At 43.8% G+C, this 18,322-nt stretch carries 19 protein-coding genes; 12 read left to right on the top strand and 7 right to left on the bottom strand.

Annotated features, from left to right (window positions below):
- Positions 1 to 127: 127 nt before the first annotated feature.
- The 4 genes from OO778_RS12460 to OO778_RS12475 are packed head-to-tail and all read right to left on the bottom strand — an operon-like array spanning position 128 to position 2,394.
- Positions 128 to 535 (bottom strand): CBS domain-containing protein, encoded by a 408-nt coding sequence (locus OO778_RS12460; protein ID WP_005393075.1) that lies wholly within the window; start codon positions 533 to 535, stop codon positions 128 to 130.
- The gene (locus OO778_RS12465) at positions 532 to 882 is read right to left on the bottom strand and encodes a P-II family nitrogen regulator (RefSeq protein ID WP_005382084.1); all 351 of its coding nucleotides are present in this window, start codon (positions 880 to 882) and stop codon (positions 532 to 534) included. The genes OO778_RS12460 and OO778_RS12465 overlap by 4 nt, the downstream gene beginning before the upstream one ends.
- Entirely contained in the window at positions 872 to 1,663 is a 792-nt protein-coding gene (locus OO778_RS12470; RefSeq protein WP_005393079.1) for a DUF1538 domain-containing protein, read from the bottom strand. The genes OO778_RS12465 and OO778_RS12470 overlap by 11 nt, the downstream gene beginning before the upstream one ends.
- Complete coding sequence (locus OO778_RS12475; protein ID WP_046874270.1) at positions 1,660 to 2,394, bottom strand: DUF1538 domain-containing protein; 735 nt, start codon at positions 2,392 to 2,394, stop codon at positions 1,660 to 1,662. The genes OO778_RS12470 and OO778_RS12475 overlap by 4 nt, the downstream gene beginning before the upstream one ends.
- Positions 2,395 to 2,646: 252 nt before the next feature.
- On the opposite strand from OO778_RS12475, the gene OO778_RS12480 reads away from it, so the two are divergent.
- The 7 genes from OO778_RS12480 to OO778_RS12510 all read left to right on the top strand — a co-directional run bounded on the left by OO778_RS12480 (position 2,647) and on the right by OO778_RS12510 (position 8,103).
- Entirely contained in the window at positions 2,647 to 3,561 is a 915-nt protein-coding gene (locus tag OO778_RS12480; RefSeq protein WP_005393083.1) for a TIGR01777 family oxidoreductase, read from the top strand.
- Positions 3,562 to 3,601: 40 nt separating this feature from the next.
- Positions 3,602 to 4,429 carry an SDR family oxidoreductase gene (locus OO778_RS12485; RefSeq protein WP_264909929.1) on the top strand — a complete coding sequence of 276 codons (828 nt, stop codon included), beginning with the start codon at positions 3,602 to 3,604 and terminating at the stop codon, positions 4,427 to 4,429.
- Between the two features lie 479 nt (positions 4,430 to 4,908).
- The gene (locus OO778_RS12490; RefSeq protein ID WP_264909930.1) at positions 4,909 to 5,763 is read left to right on the top strand and encodes a co-chaperone YbbN; all 855 of its coding nucleotides are present in this window, start codon (positions 4,909 to 4,911) and stop codon (positions 5,761 to 5,763) included.
- 155 nt (positions 5,764 to 5,918) lie between these two features.
- Positions 5,919 to 6,836 carry an SPFH domain-containing protein gene (locus OO778_RS12495; protein ID WP_005393087.1) on the top strand — a complete coding sequence of 306 codons (918 nt, stop codon included), beginning with the start codon at positions 5,919 to 5,921 and terminating at the stop codon, positions 6,834 to 6,836.
- A 3-nt stretch (positions 6,837 to 6,839) separates the two neighbouring features.
- Positions 6,840 to 7,301: an NfeD family protein gene (locus OO778_RS12500; RefSeq protein ID WP_264909931.1), complete on the top strand. Its 462-nt coding sequence runs from the start codon at positions 6,840 to 6,842 to the stop codon at positions 7,299 to 7,301.
- A 325-nt stretch (positions 7,302 to 7,626) separates the two neighbouring features.
- The gene (locus OO778_RS12505; protein ID WP_074191004.1) at positions 7,627 to 7,806 is read left to right on the top strand and encodes a hypothetical protein; all 180 of its coding nucleotides are present in this window, start codon (positions 7,627 to 7,629) and stop codon (positions 7,804 to 7,806) included.
- A 114-nt stretch (positions 7,807 to 7,920) separates the two neighbouring features.
- On the top strand, positions 7,921 to 8,103 hold the full coding sequence (locus OO778_RS12510; RefSeq protein ID WP_109168626.1) for a hypothetical protein: 183 nt from the start codon (positions 7,921 to 7,923) through the stop codon (positions 8,101 to 8,103).
- Between the two features lie 42 nt (positions 8,104 to 8,145).
- Here the strand turns inward: OO778_RS12510 and OO778_RS12515 are convergent, their stop codons facing one another.
- The 3 genes from OO778_RS12515 to zipA form a co-directional block, all read right to left on the bottom strand.
- Positions 8,146 to 9,555: a hypothetical protein gene (locus OO778_RS12515; protein ID WP_006742721.1), complete on the bottom strand. Its 1,410-nt coding sequence runs from the start codon at positions 9,553 to 9,555 to the stop codon at positions 8,146 to 8,148.
- A 510-nt stretch (positions 9,556 to 10,065) separates the two neighbouring features.
- Positions 10,066 to 12,078: an NAD-dependent DNA ligase LigA gene (ligA, locus tag OO778_RS12520; RefSeq protein ID WP_264909932.1), complete on the bottom strand. Its 2,013-nt coding sequence runs from the start codon at positions 12,076 to 12,078 to the stop codon at positions 10,066 to 10,068.
- A gap of 90 nt (positions 12,079 to 12,168) precedes the next feature.
- A complete protein-coding gene (gene zipA / locus OO778_RS12525) occupies positions 12,169 to 13,125 on the bottom strand; it encodes a cell division protein ZipA (protein WP_258656666.1) in 957 nt (318 codons plus the stop codon).
- Between the two features lie 250 nt (positions 13,126 to 13,375).
- Here zipA and cysZ point away from each other — a divergent pair, with 250 nt between their 5' ends.
- From cysZ to crr, 5 genes are all read left to right on the top strand, one after another.
- Entirely contained in the window at positions 13,376 to 14,119 is a 744-nt protein-coding gene (cysZ, locus tag OO778_RS12530; protein WP_031780324.1) for a sulfate transporter CysZ, read from the top strand.
- Positions 14,120 to 14,283: 164 nt separating this feature from the next.
- Complete coding sequence (gene cysK / locus OO778_RS12535) at positions 14,284 to 15,252, top strand: cysteine synthase A (RefSeq protein WP_005382045.1); 969 nt, start codon at positions 14,284 to 14,286, stop codon at positions 15,250 to 15,252.
- Positions 15,253 to 15,552: 300 nt separating this feature from the next.
- Positions 15,553 to 15,810 carry an HPr family phosphocarrier protein gene (locus tag OO778_RS12540; protein ID WP_005382043.1) on the top strand — a complete coding sequence of 86 codons (258 nt, stop codon included), beginning with the start codon at positions 15,553 to 15,555 and terminating at the stop codon, positions 15,808 to 15,810.
- Positions 15,811 to 15,950: 140 nt separating this feature from the next.
- The gene (ptsI, locus tag OO778_RS12545; protein WP_005393100.1) at positions 15,951 to 17,675 is read left to right on the top strand and encodes a phosphoenolpyruvate-protein phosphotransferase PtsI; all 1,725 of its coding nucleotides are present in this window, start codon (positions 15,951 to 15,953) and stop codon (positions 17,673 to 17,675) included.
- A 121-nt stretch (positions 17,676 to 17,796) separates the two neighbouring features.
- Positions 17,797 to 18,306, top strand: coding sequence for a PTS glucose transporter subunit IIA (gene crr, locus OO778_RS12550; RefSeq protein ID WP_005382041.1), 510 nt, complete (start codon positions 17,797 to 17,799; stop codon positions 18,304 to 18,306).
- Positions 18,307 to 18,322: the final 16 nt, after the last annotated feature.

The raw sequence follows: 18,322 nt of genomic DNA on the forward strand, positions 1-18,322 counted from the left end.
ACTTAGGGCGCAAAGAATAATGGTGAATTAACACATATGCAACCTAACATATATTAAATATTTTAGTTCTTTGTAACAGTCGCTGACTTGAGAAAAAATGCGTTGATTTTTCATTTATATCAAACTATTACACTTCTTCTCGCACCATGCCATTGATGACAATATTGTTATAACTCACCATGCCAATGACCTCCCCATCTTCAATGACCGGAGCTCGGCTAATGCCAAATCGTTCAAATAGGCGCGCACAATATTTCACATTCATATCAGGGTCGACACACAAAGCGGGCTTGGTCATGATCTCATAAATATTCGTGCGCTGTGGAGAGCGATTATTCGCCAACACCTTTTTGGCGATATCATTCATCAAGACGATGCCATATTCATCGTTGTCATCTCGCTTTTTCACCACCAGCGCTTTGACTTGGTATTTTTTAGCCAACGTTATGCCTTCATAAACTGTCATTAGCCCATCAACCATGACATAAGTAGCCGCCATTACATCTCGAACTCTAATTATCGTTTGACTGCTCATAACTCATCCTCGACCACTTTGGTCAACGTCTCTACTTGATGCGCGACACCGACTGCATCCTCAATATCGATCTGAATAGCAATGCCCTGCCCCGACTCTCGGTCGAACTCACCAACTTCATTGATGGTTTCTAATATGTGTCGAGAAAGGTGCTCCTCAACGACAAACAGCAGCACATCTTTTTGTACTTCCAGCGTTAAGCCAAAAAACGTTCGCTTTTGATTTAAACCTTGCCCGCGAGCATTGTTAATCACTGTAGCACCGGTCGCACCAGCATCGCGTGCAGCGTCCAGTACCTTGTCTGTTTTGCTGTCTTCAACAAACGCAAGTATCAATTTAAAGCGCATTTTCTTCGTCCTCCGAGACATCTTTATTCAGCCATTGGGTTATTTGCGCATAGCCCATCACAGAGATCATAGGAAACAGACTGGCAAAAGCGATCAAGCCAAAGCCATCAATCATTGGGTTTCTTCCTGGGACGGTAGAAGCAAGCCCCAGCCCTAATGCGGTTACAAGCGGAACAGTGACAGTAGAAGTCGTGACGCCTCCAGAATCGTAGGCGAGTGGAACAATAAGCTTTGGCGCATAAAACGTTTGAATCACAACCACGATGTAACCCGCAATGATGTAATAGTGAATAGGGTCACCGACAACAATCCGATAGCTCCCTAGCGCGATGCCAATGGCTACCCCAAATGCAACGGCCACGCGTAAGCCGTTAATACTGATGCTGCCACCAGAAACTTGGTTTGCTTTTATCGCTACAGCGATTAGAGAAGGCTCAGCAATCGTGGTACTAAAACCGATAAAAAAGGCGAAGGTATACACCCAATAGTAGTCGACCCACACTAAGGCTTTTCCCACAGAGACTTTAAACTCTTGTAAAAATTCCGGCGCTGTCAGTTGCACGGCCATGGTCTCTCCGAGCGGAAACAGAGCCATTTCTAATCCGAGCAAAAAAAGAGCGAGCCCAAGAATCACATAAACAAACCCAAGTAAAACCCTCTTAAGGTTGTTAACTGGACGCCTTAACACCGCTAACTGAAAACCAAAAATAATGCTGGCGATGGGAATGACATCTCGAACGGTCGATAATAAAGTGTCTAGGAAATGTTCAATTGAAATCATGTTACGACCATTCCGTAAACCATCACAAACATCATCGGTAGCAGCGAGGCAAAAGCGATCAAACCAAAACCATCCACCATGGGGTTGCGCCCTTTAATCGCCGATGCTAAACCAACCCCTAGTGCAGTGACCAAAGGCACGGTGATAGTCGACGTCGTCACACCTCCAGAATCATAAGCAACGCCAATAATGGCTTCCGGTGCAAACCACGTCAGGACTACAACGCCGACGTAGCCGCCGATGATCATGTAATGAATTGGCCACCCTTTTAAGATGCGCAGAACGCCAATAACGATGGCGATCCCCACAGAAAGAGCCACCGTTACTCGTAGTCCTTGTCCATAATCCTGCATGGATTGCTCTGAGTTTGTGATCATCCCTCCTTCTGCCGCAACTTCTGATGCTTCTTCTGCTACGGCCGTTAATGCAGGCTCGGCGATCGTGGTGCCAAAGCCTAGACAAAACGCAAAAACTAACAACCAGAATACGCTGCCTTTTTTTGCAAAGGCTTGAGCCATACTCTCTCCGATAGGAAAAAGACCAAGCTCTAGACCAAAAATAAAAAACGTTAACCCTAAAACCACAAGCAATAAGCCAAAAAGAATGGAGATGAGATTAGGAAGTGGCTCTTGCAAAACAACTAATTGAAAAAAAGTGATAACAACAACGATGGGTAGCAGATCGCGAGCACTATTAAGGAGCGCTCGAAAAAGAGCAACAAATGCTTCCATACCTATCCTCCTTGATGGTGCAAACTGATTACGCTTGTTCCGGTAGCGATGTTTCTAGTCTGGCATAGATTTAGTTCTCCTACCGTGAACGAATTAGCGCCATGCATAACATTTAGTTACATTTTTTCAATATGTGAAGTCAGTAGCCTCGCTACAGGCTTGCCACTATCCTAGAAATAATAGTGTTGAGATGATCAAGCTCAGCACAAAACGACTATAATGTTCTAATACGTGTACATTCAAAGAGATAACATGAAGATATTACTCACAGGTGGCACTGGGTTTATTGGTTCGGAGTTGCTCAAGCTGCTATCCACTCACCAAGTTATGCTACTTACACGCTCTCCTGAGCAAGCAAAACAACGCCTCCAACACGCTGATTTGGGTAATATCGAATACCTTGACTCGCTTGAGTCATTCGCCGATCTCAATCACATTGATGCCATAATTAATCTTGCGGGTGAGCCTATCGCAGATAAAAGATGGACCAGCGAGCAGAAAGAAAAAATCTGCAAAAGTCGCTGGAAAATTACCGAACAAATCGTTGAACTGATCCACGCCAGCACAGAGCCTCCCGCAGTTTTTATTAGTGGCTCGGCCGTTGGTTACTATGGCGATCAACAAGACCACCCGTTTGATGAGTGCCTGCATGTTAACAGTGAAGACTTTCCTCACGAGGTTTGTGCAAAATGGGAACAAATAGCCAAACGCGCAGAGTCTGAACAAACACGTGTTTGTCTATTGCGAACTGGCGTAGTACTCGGGCTTAATGGCGGTGCGTTGGCGAAAATGCTCTTACCTTACAAACTTGGTGTAGGCGGCCCGCTCGGGAACGGTAACCAGTACATGCCTTGGATTCACATTCTGGATATGGTCCGCGCCATCATGTACTTGCTTGAAACACCACATGCCCACGGTGCGTTCAATATGTGCGCACCTCACCCTGTGACTAACCGTATCTTTAGCGGCACGTTGGCAAAAACGCTCAAACGACCACATATCTTGTTCACGCCTAAATGGGCAATGGAGCTCCTAATGGGTGAATCTTCCTGTTTATTGTTCGATAGCATGAGAGCCAAACCCAAAAAGCTCACCGAACTTGGCTTCAAATTTAGCTACTCCAGAATAGAGCCAGCACTCAAGCACTTGCTTCATGACCGGAGCTGATGAATGATGACCTCATTCAATGTTGCTTGAGGCTTAATTTATGAAAAAGTCGATTCTTATTACGGGTTGCTCAACCGGTATCGGTTACGTGTGCGCTCACGCCCTGCAAAGCGAGGGATTTCATGTCATTGCATCTTGTAGGAAAGAGCAAGATGTCCAACGTCTAATTAATGAAGGGCTAACCTGCATCAAGCTAGACCTAAACAGCCCTGAAAGTATTTCTTCGGGCGTGAAGCAAGCATTAGAGCTAGCAGAGGGTAAGCTTTATGCCGTGTTCAATAATGGTGCCTATGGCCAGCCCGGTGCATTGGAAGACTTGCCCACCGAGGCTCTTCAAGCTCAATTTCAGACCAACTTTTTTGGTTGGCACCAGTTAGTCAGAGAAGTGCTTCCTCACATGCGCATACAAGGCGAAGGACGCATAATACAAAACAGTTCTGTTCTTGGCTTTGCTGCAATGAAATACCGCGGCGCCTACAATGCGTCAAAGTTTGCCCTAGAAGGCTGGACTGACACACTACGGCTAGAGCTTGCGGATACGAATATCAAAGTGGCATTGATAGAACCTGGACCTATCGAAACTCAATTTAGAAACAATGCATTAAAAGCCTTCGAGAAGTGGATTGATATTGAATCCAGCCCTCACCGCCTCGCCTATGAAGGACAAAGAGAGCGACTCAACAAGGACAAATCTAATAATCGATTTGTCTTACCTGCAGAGTCCTGCGTCGCACCTGTTCTTCATGCATTAACTAGCGCTTCACCTAAAATTCGCTATCGAATTACTACGCCGACTAAATTATTCGCAATCTTGAAAAGGTTATTACCAACCCGTGTACTTGATAAAATTTTGCTACAGGCTGCATAAAAAAGTTTTGTCGAAATGTAATTTCACCGTAACAATGTGATGTCATTATGAACATGTAGGTTAAAAAAACCTCAACTAAACGAATCAATTTCTACGCAATTCAGCGGGGATTCTTTCGCCTAAAGTGATTGAGTTGCTTAGATTTGGTATCGCCACCCATTACGTTTTGTAGCAATGTTTTTACTACTGCGAGGCAACAATGACATTAAATCAGCTTAACTGGCTTAGTGTGGGTGTAGTGTTGACCATGTTCATCCTATTTTGATACCGCACTAACAAATAGCATTAGAACTGCGCTGCTTCGGCAGCGTTTTCTTTTTGCCTTACACCTATTCAGCAGTAACACTATTCTCTTACCGCATCCTTTCACAAAATAGAATGATTCATTATTGATGATGATTAGCAACCATCGCTTGAATTTCCCTTAAATCAACTCCATATCTATTATCAACGACAAGACACAAAGCAAGGATACTCTGATGCAATCCCCATTTATCGTTGAGATAACAGAACAGAACTTTCGCGAAACGCTTGAAGGATCAATGAACACGCCCGTTCTGATCCACTTTTGGGCCAATGCTCAACCAGAAAGCGCACAGATACTCCCTGAGTTGCAATCTCTTGCTCAACAGTACAACGGTGCATTTACGCTTGCTTTATTAAATTGTGAAGATCAGCCGGCTCTAGCGTCTCAATTTGGTGTGCAAGTATTGCCAACTATCGCGCTGTTTATAAATGGTCAAGCCGTCGATGGATTGGGTGGCCCTCAGCCAATTGATGCCATTGCAACCATGCTACAAAAGCATTTGCCAAGCCCAGATGAACAGCTATTAAAGCAAGTCAGTGAACTTCTTCAGCAAGGTGAACATGCTCAGGCTTTAAGCATCATCCACACTTTGCCGCCAGAACTGCAAGAGCGTGGCGATGTGAAACTCGCGATGGCTGATTGTTTATTAGAAACCAAACAATTTGATGTCGCCCAAGAGCTACTGAACGCTATCCCTCTTGAGTATCAAGATAACTACTACAAGAGTCTAATAGCCAAGCTAGAGCTGCATTTGCAGGCTGCAGATAGCCCTGAATTACAGCGACTAGAACAAGCATACGCAGCAGACATGGCAAACTTCGAACTTGCTTGTGAATTGGCGGTACAATACAACCAAGTGGGTCGTGATGAAGAAGCGTTGGAACTGCTGTGGAATATTCTTAAAAAAGACTTGGGCGCCCAAGACGGTGAAGTGAAGAAGACTTTTATGGATATTCTCAGCGCGCTAGGTCAAGGCAACGCATTAGCAAGCAAATATCACCGTCAGCTGTATTCGATTCTGTACTAACTCGCTGAAAAGCGAAACTTCAACTAAAGGCCGGATATTCCGGCCTTTGTTATATAAAAAACCAATAACCTCTTAAGGTTCTCAGAACTTCAATTGTCTATTGTCTATAAATAGGTAAAAATGAATCGGACATTATGCACTTAAGGGAATAACTCATGCCAATTGATTCACTGATTACCATCGGTATTTTCGTCGTTCTTGCTGTAGTTATCTTATCTTCAGCCATTAAGACGGTGCCACAAGGAAATAACTGGACAGTCGAACGCTTCGGACGCTACACCCATACGCTAAAACCCGGCTTAAACTTGATCATTCCATTTGTTGATAAGATAGGGCAAAAAGTCAACATGATGGAGCGCGTTCTTGATATTCCAGCGCAAGAAGTTATTTCAAAAGACAACGCTAATGTGGTTATTGATGCCGTCGGATTTGTTCAAGTCATCGATGCTGCCAAAGCGGCTTATGAAGTCAACGATTTGGAACATGCCATCAGAAATTTAACTCTCACCAATATCCGTACCGTTTTAGGCTCAATGGAGTTGGACGAAATGCTGAGTCAGCGTGACATGATCAACTCCAAGCTGCTGGCAATTGTTGACCAAGCCACCAACCCGTGGGGTGTAAAAGTCACGCGAATTGAAATAAAAGATGTCCAGCCACCATCCGATCTAACGGCGGCGATGAATGCTCAAATGAAAGCCGAGCGAAATAAACGAGCGGAGATTCTTGAAGCAGAAGGGGTACGCCAAGCTGAAATTTTAAAGGCTGAAGGTCATAAGCAATCGGAGATATTAAAAGCTGAGGGCGAAAAGCAGTCTGCTATTCTCCATGCTGAAGCTCGTGAACGCGCCGCGCAAGCAGAAGCAAAAGCGACTTATATGGTTTCTGAAGCGATTGCCAAAGGCGATATGCAAGCCGTCAATTACTTCATTGCTCAAGGCTATACCGAAGCGATCAAAAGCATTGGTCAAGCCGAAAACGGCAAAATCATTATGCTTCCATTAGAAGCGACCGGACTAATGGGCTCGGTTGCAGGGATAGCAGAGATGTTTAAACAACAAGATAAAGAATAACTTATGGACTTTTTCAGTTTGCTGGAAGGTATCTCTTTCTGGCATTGGCTAGCCTTCGGTTTTGCACTTCTAGCGGTAGAGCTACTTGGGACTGCGGGATATTTTCTCTGGCTCGGAGTTTCTGCACTTATCGTTGGGGCACTAATGACCGTTTTTCCAATGAGCTGGCAATTACAATGGCTTTGCTTTGCAAGTTTCAGCTTAATCACCACTTGGTTATGGTGGCGACGACAATGGTCTCAAGACAAGAAAGAAGACCAAGAAAGAGATCTGAACCAAAAGTATAAGCAGTTAATCGGACGCACACTTACCATTGAAGAGGACTTTTCTGTTGGGCTCAATCGTATCAAGGTTGCCGATACCACGTGGTCGGCACAGTCGGATCAAGCACTTCCAGCAGGAACGCGCGTTAAAATAAAAGATATCGATGGTATTATTTTAATCATTGAGCCTGATTCTAAGTAATTTATGCCAAAGTAATGGGGCATAACTATGCTCCATTACTTTAATCTAAACAACCGCTTTCATTTCATTGATTTAATTAAAATCGAACAAAAAATAAGTAGCAGAAATATTATTAATATCCTACCCTCTTCTTCCAATTATTTAATTCTTCATCATACGATAATCAATAAGATAGAAATATATCGATAAAAATTATCTTTCTAAATTTATTTTAAAAAATAAAACTTTATTGAATTATTTTTTGATCTTTTTGCCCCCCCATACATACTTAACGCATAAGCATTTAAGTTGAATGCTTTTTATTTGGTAAGTAAGAGGATGTACTATGAAGAAACTTCTCTTTTTAATGTTATGCGGTATCTTTTCTTTTTCTTCCTTTGCCTACACCAACGGAAATGGTGGTACAACTAATTTAGGACCGATAGTCGAATGTAAATTGCCCAGTGGTGATGTCACTAATATTCCAAGTGAAATGTGTCGATTTAGAGGCGGGGAATGGAACTAATATAGAAGTCAGTAGTTAGTTCAATATTAAGAAACTATTGATACCTTACTTTTCAGTAAAGTCATTATTTATCCAAGCAAGTAGATATTCAATGTCTACATTAAGGTGATGATTATGAAATTTTTAGCTGGTCTATTGTTAGCATGTTTTGCCCTAGCTCCATTAACTACTCATGCTAATGGTGCTTCAGGTGGTCGTACGCTAGCCCCAGAGATAAAGTGTGAGTTACCAAACGGTAACGTGCATATGCTACCGCCGTTATATTGCAAAATATATGATGGTCGAGAAGTAAAATAAAAAAAGGAGCCTAGCGGCTCCTTTTTATCATCTCACTAAGTATTAGTGGAAGCTGTAAGGGATAAGAACTTGTAGACGTAGGTCTGTTTCATCCGCATCACCAGCACCAGCGTACTCATCACGCTCTAGGATTGTACCGTGTAGACGGATCGTAGAACCTTTCAGTGCACCACTCTGTAGAGAGTAAGATACTGTCGCGTTAACTGCGTATTCACTTTCGTAATCCCAGTCACCTGATGCACCGCTTGCTGCAGAATCAGCACCAGTACCGTAACCAAAGCCTAGGTAGTAGTTCCAGCCGTTACCTTGGTTGTAAGATAGACGGTTGTACCACGCTAGCTCACCCGCTTTGTTCCAGTCAGACAGTGCATCCCACCACTGAGACCAAGTACCGTTGTTCATACCGTAAGTATGAATTGTACGTGGAACGAAGTCAGCACGGTTGTCTGTGTCTGTGTAGCGTAGCTCAGACATCCAAGCTAGCTTGCCGAAAGATTGATTCAAAGATAGACCAGTGTGGAAACCTAGACCATCGTATTTCACATCATCGTCAACACCGTAGAAATCAAATGCTAGAGTTGTACGGTCACTCACAGTGTACTTCAAGTAAGCCTTGTAAGAAGTGTTGTCAGTTTCGTTGTGGTAGCTAGTTACTTGACCTGCACCCCAGTCGATACCATTTGCATATTGAACGCCAGTAGCTTGACCCAAACCAAGTTGCATAAACAAGCTGTCAGTTAGGTTACCGTTTAGGCCTAGAGAGTGTAGGTAGCTCCATGACGTGTCAGACCAAAGCGCTGGCGCGTAGTCATCTTCGTGAAGTAGCCAAGGTGCTGTAAATTGGTCTGCACCAAAGTAGCTTAGGTTGAAATCACCTAGTTTAGCGTTCAATTCGAAACCACGGTAAGTACCAGGTACGAAACTCCAAACGTTACCAATAGTACCGTTACCACCCGCTTGTAGCATACCAAAGCGCGCGTTGAAGCTTTCGTTTGCTTTGAACTTCAGTGCTGCTTTGTAAACTTTAAGCTGTTGACCATCACCTGCACCCCAGTCTAGGTTGTTACAAGTTGAAATTTCGTTACATAGGTAGCCTTCGTTTGAATTGTAAAGACTATCGTTGTAAAGGTCGCCAGAATAGTAAGCCGCAACATCTGCACCAACCCAACCATCGTGGTAGCCAGAAGTAAAGTCTAAAATTGCGTTGTAAGAAGAGTAGTTTAGACGACTCCAACGGTCACCGTTTTCACCGCCAGGCTTACCTGTTGTACGAGTACGAGAACGAGTATCAACTAGAAATAATGCATTAAGACTAGAGTCTTGCATAAATTCGTTCACTTTCTCGACGTACTCGCCACCTGCTGCACTTTCAGTAGACGCTGTAGCTGGAGCAACAGCAACAACACCAAACATTGCTGCGGTTAACGCTGAAACCTTAAAAAATTTGTCCATGGAAAAACTCCTAAAAATGGATATAGCTGTATTTTTCTATCTCACCTTTAGTTGGCCGCCGAAGGAGAGAAGTAAATTCCTGATCAAACCTCATTATTTCTAATTTGGCTTTTTTTAGTTCCTGCATACACACCGTGTATCCACGTGATTAAGACTAACTTCGCAGCTAAAAACATCCAAACGGAACTTATTTTTTTTCTAAAAAAATATGAGCCAGTCCAAAGTTCCATATAAGTTATTGATCCAGATCTTACTTTTAACAACACTAACACAAAAAGACAGTTAAACATTAAATATCAATAACTTAGATCACAACCTAGAATTCCAGCTTGAAGTCACTCGCAGACTAAAGAAGTAAAAAACCTTAATAATTCAATGGGAGATCTTGATCACTGAAAAGATAAAAAGCACAAATATCTCAATCAAAAAGCACTTAATTATGAGCAAGAAAAAGCCCCACATGCTTACCATGTGGGGCTTTTAGTTATTTTTTAGCTTTTTTGATAAGACTTAATTCATCAACTCGAGTAAGTCTTGTTCTGTTTTGATCTCGATACCCAGTTCTTGTGCCTTTGCCAACTTCGAGCCTGCATTTTCACCAGCAAACAAAATATCCGTTTTCTTAGAAACACTACCTGTCACTTTTGCACCTAGTGATTGAAGGGCTTCTTTAGCCTCTGTGCGACCTAATTGAGAAAGTGTTCCTGTCAATACAACTGTCTTACCTTCTAACGGTAGCTCTCCTACCTGCTCAGTAGTATTAATCTCTGGCCAGTGGATCCCTTGTTCAAGCAAATCTTTAACCACCGCTTGGTTCTGCTCTTCACTGAAGAAAGTCGTAATATGTTGAGCAACCACAGCACCGATGTCTTGCACTTCAATTAACTGCTCTTCGTTAGCATTTTGGATGGCTTCCAACGTTTTAAAGTGCATTGCTAGGTTTGCGGCGGTTGCCTCGCCAACTTCACGAATCCCCAGCGAATACAAAAAGCGAGGTAACGTTGTTTCTTTGGATTTTTCTAACGCATTCACAATGTTCTGCGCAGACTTTGGCCCCATGCGATCTAATACCGTTAAAATCCCCGCAGATAACTTAAATAAGTCAGCAGGAGTTTTCACCATCTCACGGTCAACAAGTTGCTCGATCACTTTATCGCCTAGACCGTCAACGTCTAACGCTTTACGAGACACAAAGTGTTTTAGCGCTTGTTTACGTTGGGCTTGGCAAACTAAGCCACCCGTACAACGTGTTACCGCCTCTCCTTCGATCCGCTCAACATGCGAGCCACAAACCGGACACTGAGTTGGAAAAATAATATCTCGCGCTGTTTCTGGTCGACGCTCTTTGGTGACAGAAACGACTTGAGGAATAACGTCACCCGCTCGACGAATCACAACGTGATCACCGATCTTAACTTGCAGACGTTCTATCTCATCTGCGTTATGAAGCGTCGCATTACTTACCGTTACCCCGCCAACAAATACAGGCTCTAGTTTAGCAACAGGTGTAATCGCACCAGTACGACCGACTTGGAATTCCACCTCATTCAACGTCGTCATTTCTTCCTGAGCCGGGAATTTGTAGGCAATCGCCCAACGTGGAGCGCGAGCAACAAATCCAAGACGCTCTTGCACGGCAATATCGTCAATTTTAATGACGACACCATCGATCTCATAAGGAAGGGCATCACGACGCTGCAAGATATCTTGGTAGTAAGCTTTTACATCCGCCAAACTTTCAACTCGCTTGGTCTCCGGGCACATTGGTAATCCCCAAGATTTAATTTGCAAGAAGCGTTCGTAGTGACTTGCCGCCAATTCAGCGCCTTGCACCACGCCTACACTGTATGCATAGAAGCTAAGCGGACGAGAAGCCGTAATGCGTGAATCCAATTGTCGTAAGCTACCTGCCGCAGCATTACGTGGATTAACAAAGATTTTCTCGCCTTTCTTCCTTGCTAATTCATTGAGCTTTTCAAACCCAGCTTTCGGCATAAAGACTTCACCACGAACTTCAAGACGATTTGGCCAGTCATTACCCCTGAGTTTTAAAGGAATGGCTTTAATCGTACGTACATTTTCTGTGATGTTCTCGCCAGTAGTGCCATCGCCTCGTGTTGCCGCCTGAACTAACACACCGTTCTCATACAGTAAACTAACTGCGAGTCCATCCAGTTTCGGCTCACAACAGTATTCTTTCACACTCTGACTGCCCACCCGCTCTTGTGCTCGCTTATGGAAACTATCAAGTTCGCTGTCATCAAACGCATTATCAAGCGAAAGCATCGGTACTTCATGTGTCACTTGGCTAAACGCAGAGAGAGGTTGTCCACCGACACGTTGACTTGGTGAATCTACGGTAATTAAATCAGGGTTCTCAGCTTCAATATCCAGGAGCTCTCGCATTAAGCGGTCGTACTCGGCATCAGGGATCTCTGGGTTATCTTCCACGTAGTAACGCACAGCGTGGTAATGCAACGACTCTTTTAGTTCTTCTAATCGCTGAAGTACTGATTCAGACATAGTAAAGCCCCGTGTATTTTCAATCGGTGAGGTTGGGAAATCCAAGAAAAAGGGCTCCATCCGGAGCCCTATTATTATTTGCCGTTAAGATTATGCGTTAGCGGCATTAAACTCAACTATTTGACGTCGATAAGACGCTAAACGGTCTGGCGTCATTAAGTTACGCTGGTCATCAAGAACGTTGCCACCTAAATCATCAGCAATTTGCTGCGCAGTTCGGAGCATTAAGTTGAAGTTCTGTTCAGCCTCGCCATAACAAGGCAATGTCATGAAGAATGAAATCCCCTTCGTTGTAAACTCAGCAGGATCAGCATGCTCAAACGTACCAGGGTGCATCATATTAGCGACGCTAAACAGCACTTTTCCGTTACCGGACAAGTCGACATGACGGTGGAAAATATCCATCTCGCCATAAATTAAGCCGTTTTGTTGCATACTCTCAAATAAAGCAGTACCAACAAATGGCTCTTCACCCGCGCAGTGCACATTCAATACAATCACTTGCATTTCAGGTTCAGGCTTCGGCTCTTCCTTAGGCTCTGCAACGACAGGCTCACTAACCGTTTCGACTTGCTGTTCTTTCTCAGCAATATCAAACGCGGCGGGAATAGCTTCTTCTTCCACAGCAGGCTGCAGTGGCTCTTCAACTACTGGTGCTTGAACAACAGGCTCAACGTCCTCTTCTTTATCTTTTTCTGCAACAAATGAAGGGATGTCATCTGGCTCCTGCTGTGTCTGTGTTACTTCAGATGGGCCACCGAATAGCGGGTCAGATTCAAATTTGTTGTCGAAAGAACTCGCCATCCCAAAATCTGGTTCTTTGCGATCTTTACGAATGATCTCAAAGTCATCTTCAGGAGCGGGAGCGAAGTCTCGTTCTTTCTCGACAAGATCATTTTTGTCCCCTTGGTCAACATCCAGCTTACCAAGCGGCTTGTTACCAAACTTTGCTTTGCCTTCTTTTTTACTGCTCCACAAACCATGAAACAGCAATGCCGCGATGGCTAATGCGCCAACAACAATGAGTACGAATCGCAATTCCTGCATTATTTACTCTCAATATACTTGTTTTACTACTCGCAGTTCCTTGAGCAGCAACCCAAGTGCAATAAATCTGAATGATACGTTTACTTTACCAAAACTATATGTAGATTTAGAACAACTTAATGCAAGAAGTTCCGTTTTTTGTTGTGATTCTTGCCACGATTCCACTTAACAAGACGTCATTTGTCAGGGCATTGAAAGAAAAGCCCTCACAGGTACAATGAGTTTTCATTTACACGAAGCCAAAATAGACATGAAGCAAAACAATCAGCAGAGAACCGGATTCGGTTATTTTCTATACGGGATACAATTGGCACTTGCCCCTAAAATCAGACGCTTTGTCATCTTACCTCTACTTGCAAATATCTTGCTTGTGGGTGGTGCCATCTTCTATCTATTTTCAAACCTTAATATATGGATCGAAGACTGGATTGGGCAGCTGCCTGAGTTTTTATCCTGGTTAACTTACATTCTTTGGCCTTTACTCGCTCTGACGATACTCGCTACCTTCTCCTATTTTTTCAGCACGCTCGCGAACTTTATCGCCGCGCCATTCAATGGCCTCTTAGCTGAAAAAGTGGAAGAGTACTTAACGGGACAAAAAGTAAATGATGATGGTTTCACTGCCGTCCTGAAAGATGTTCCTCGCGTTTTAGCTCGTGAGTGGAGAAAGCTCCTTTACATTTTACCTAAAGCAATAGGCCTATTCCTGTTATTGCTCATCCCTGCCCTTGGACAAACAGTAGGCCCATTTTTATGGTTTATCTTTACCGCCTGGATGCTCGCGATTCAATATTGTGACTACCCGTTTGATAACCATAAAATCCCATTTAACGACATGCGTTACAAATTGAAACAAAAGCAAGGTAAGGCCTATGGCTTTGGGGTATTGGTGTCTGTGTTTACGACGATCCCAATTTTGAACCTCATTGTCATGCCTGTAGCAATATGTGGTGCAACCGCTATGTGGGTCGCGGAGTTTAAGCACCAACGATAGTCGATTAGAGATTAAGGAAAGGGATCAGCGCCAGCTTTTCCCTTTTCTTTTATCAAGTTCTGGGCCAACCTAATAAGATATAACTTTTTAATCCTTTTCCCTTTTTTTCATACCGCATATTCTTCTATCCATATTCACACAACGTGTAATGAAGGAACATCACTATGAGCAAAATCTACGAAGATAACTCTCTTACTATCGGTAATACACCTCTCGTTCGTCTAAACAAAGTAAGCAAAGGCAAAGTTCTCGCGAAAATTGAAGCGCGTAACCCTAGCTTCAGTGTTAAGTGCCGTATCGGTGCAAACATGATTTGGGAAGCAGAGAAAGCGGGGCTTCTTAAGCCAGGTGTAGAGCTTGTAGAACCTACCAGTGGTAACACAGGTGTTGCTCTAGCATTCGTAGCGGCCGCTCGCGGTTACAAGCTAACATTGACCATGCCTGAATCAATGAGCCTAGAACGCCGTAAGCTACTTAAAGCACTGGGCGCTAACCTTGAGCTGACTGAAGCGGCGAAAGGCATGAAAGGGGCGATTGCTAAGGCAGAAGAAATCGTAGCAAGCAACCCTGAGAAGTACCTACTTCTTCAACAATTTGACAACCCAGCGAACCCAGAAATCCACGAGAAGACTACGGGCCCTGAGATTTGGGAAGCGACAGACGGTGAAATCGACGTATTCGTTGCTGGTGTTGGTACGGGCGGTACTATCACAGGTACAAGCCGTTACATCAAAGGTGAAAAAGGTAAAGCCATCACTTCTGTCGCAGTTGAGCCAGCAGAGTCTCCAGTTATTGCACAAGCACTTGCTGGCGAAGAAATCCAACCTGCTCCGCACAAAATCCAAGGTATCGGCGCTGGTTTTATCCCAGGTAACCTCGATTTAGACATTATTGACCGTGTTGAGCAAGTCACCTCAGAAGAAGCGATTGAGATGGCTCGTCGCCTAATGGAAGAAGAGGGTATCCTAGCTGGCATCTCATCTGGCGCGGCTGTTGTTGCAGCCAACCGACTTGCAGAACTCCCTGAATTTGAAGGAAAAACAATTGTAACCGTTCTACCAAGTTCAGGTGAGCGTTACCTAAGTACAGCACTCTTTGCAGGTATCTTTACCGAAAAAGAGAACCAACAATAATATGTGTTCAAATCAATTTTTAGTTTAAAAAAGCCCCATTTAGGGGCTTTTTTGTTGATCCCTGCCCTACCTTTGGTAATATCAGGGTGTTTTATTTCTAGCTTCAAAATAAAGAAGCAGAACACAAAAAGGTTTCAAAGTGATTACGCACGCAAACAGTTGCGTAGTTACCAAACTTTTGACTAGTATCAGAACTGACGCGCTTTGAACTCTTCCCGTGCTAGCGCACAAGATGTAAAGCAGTTAAGCTAAAATCTAGTCACAAACTAACAAAAAAATACATTTATTGGGGTATATCACATGTACGAGAAGCAAGTAGAAATCACAGCAGAAAACGGCCTTCACACTCGTCCAGCTGCACAGTTTGTTAAAGAAGCAAAAGCATTCGACGCAGACATCACTGTGACTTCTAACGGTAAAAGCGCTAGCGCTAAGAGCCTATTCAAACTACAAACACTAGGCCTAGTAAAAGGTACTCAAGTAACTATTTCTGCTGAAGGCCCACAAGCTCAGCAAGCAGTTGACCACCTAGTTGCTCTAATGGACCAACTACACTAATCCGGTCTCCTACTCCAGAAGCCATTTTGTGAAAGCAAAATGGCTTCGTTGGAAATAGGCTCAAAACTAAGCTAAAACTATTCGTTAGCGCACCCATTATTCTCCCGTTTTATAAAGTTGACCAAACTTAAGGTAAGGCTATGATTTCAGGCATCCTAGCATCTCCTGGTATTGCAATCGGTAAAGCACTACTACTTCAAGAAGATGAAATTGTCCTAAACACAAACACTATTTCTGACGATCAAGTAGAAGCTGAAGTTCAGCGTTTCTTCGACGCTCGTAACAAATCTGCAGCTCAGCTAGAAACTATCAAGCAAAAAGCGCTTGAAACGTTTGGTGAAGAAAAAGAAGCGATCTTTGAAGGTCACATTATGCTTCTTGAAGACGAAGAGCTAGAAGAAGAGATCCTAGCACTTATCAAAAACGACAAGATGACTGCGGATCACGCTATCCACTCAGTTATCGAAGAGCAAGCATGTGCTCTTGAGTCACTAGATGACGAATACCTAAAAGAACGTGCAACTGACATCCGCGATATCGGTTCTCGTTTTGTGAAAAACGCACTGGGTATCAACATTGTTTCGCTTAGCGACATCAATGAAGAAGTTATCCTAGTTGCTTACGACCTAACGCCATCTGAAACGGCACAAATTAACCTAGACTACGTACTTGGTTTTGCTTGTGATATCGGCGGTCGTACATCTCACACTTCAATCATGGCTCGCTCTCTTGAGCTTCCAGCTATCGTTGGTACTAACGACATCACGAAAAAAGTTAAGAATGGCGATATGCTGATTCTTGACGCGATGAACAACAAGATTGTTGTTAACCCATCAGAAGCTGAACTAGAAGAAGCGAAAGCGGTTAAAGCGGCATTCCTAGCTGAAAAAGAAGAGCTAGCGAAACTGAAAGACCTACACGCAGAAACGACTGACGGTCACCGTGTAGAAGTTTGCGGTAACATCGGTACAGTGAAAGACTGTGACGGTATCCTCCGTAACGGCGGTGAAGGTGTTGGTCTGTACCGTACTGAATTCCTATTTATGGACCGTACTGCGCTACCAACTGAAGAAGAACAGTACCAAGCGTACAAAGAAGTTGCAGAAGCAATGAACGGTCAAGCTGTGATCATCCGTACTATGGATATCGGCGGCGATAAAGATCTCCCATACATGGATCTTCCAAAAGAGATGAACCCATTCCTAGGCTGGCGCGCTGTACGTATCAGCCTGGATCGTCGTGAAATCCTTCGTGATCAGCTACGTGGCATCCTACGTGCGTCTGCACACGGTAAACTGCGTATCATGTTCCCAATGATCATCTCTGTCGAAGAAATCCGTGAGCTTAAGAAAGCGATCGAAGAGTACAAAGAAGAGCTACGCGCTGAAGGCCACGCATTCGACGAAAACATCGAAATCGGTGTTATGGTTGAAACTCCTGCTGCTGCTGCGATCGCACACCACTTAGCGAAAGAAGTATCTTTCTTCTCTATCGGTACAAACGACCTAACTCAGTACACGCTAGCGGTAGACCGTGGTAACGAGATGATCTCTCATCTTTACAACCCACTATCACCAGCAGTACTAACCGTGATCAAGCAAGTTATTGACGCTTCTCACGCAGAAGGTAAATGGACTGGTATGTGTGGTGAACTTGCAGGTGACGAGCGTGCAACGCTTCTACTTCTAGGTATGGGTCTGGACGAGTTCTCAATGAGCGGCATTTCAATCCCTAAAGTGAAGAAAGTAGTTCGTAACTCTAACTTCGCAGAAGTGAAAGCAATGGCTGAAGAAGCCCTTTCTTTACCAACAGCTGCAGAAATCGAAGCAGTGGTAGAAAAGTTTATTGCTGAGAAAGCTCAGTAATCGGTAGTACCAAGTAATTCAATACTTAATGGCCATTAGACGGCGAAAAAAGTCGTCTAATGCGCTATATTGGTATACTATAATTCGACAGAATAAAACCAAACCTTAGGAGCATGACACAATGGGTCTGTTTGACAAACTTAAGAAGCTTGTATCTGATGACAGCGCTGACGCTGGTGCTATCGAAATCATCGCGCCACTTTCTGGTGAGATTGTAAACATCGAAGACGTGCCAGATGTTGTTTTCGCTGAGAAAATCGTTGGTGACGGTATTGCTATCAAGCCAGCAGGCAACAAAATGGTAGCTCCTGTAAACGGTACTATCGGTAAGATCTTCGAAACTAACCACGCATTCTCTATCGAGTCTGACGACGGTGTTGAGCTTTTCGTTCACTTCGGTATCGACACAGTTGAACTAAAAGGCGAAGGCTTCACGCGTATCGCTGAAGAAGGTCAAACTGTTAAAGCTGGCGACACTGTAATTGAATTCGATCTAGCTCTTCTAGAAGAGAAAGCGAAGTCAACGCTAACTCCAGTTGTTATCTCTAACATGGACGAAATCAAAGAGCTGAACAAGCTTTCTGGTTCTGTGACTGTTGGTGAAACTCCAGTTCTACGTGTAACTAAGTAATTTTTACTTAGCCGAA

This window comes from Vibrio sp. STUT-A16, from assembly GCF_026000495.1.
Classification (GTDB): Bacteria; Pseudomonadota; Gammaproteobacteria; order Enterobacterales; family Vibrionaceae; genus Vibrio; species Vibrio diabolicus.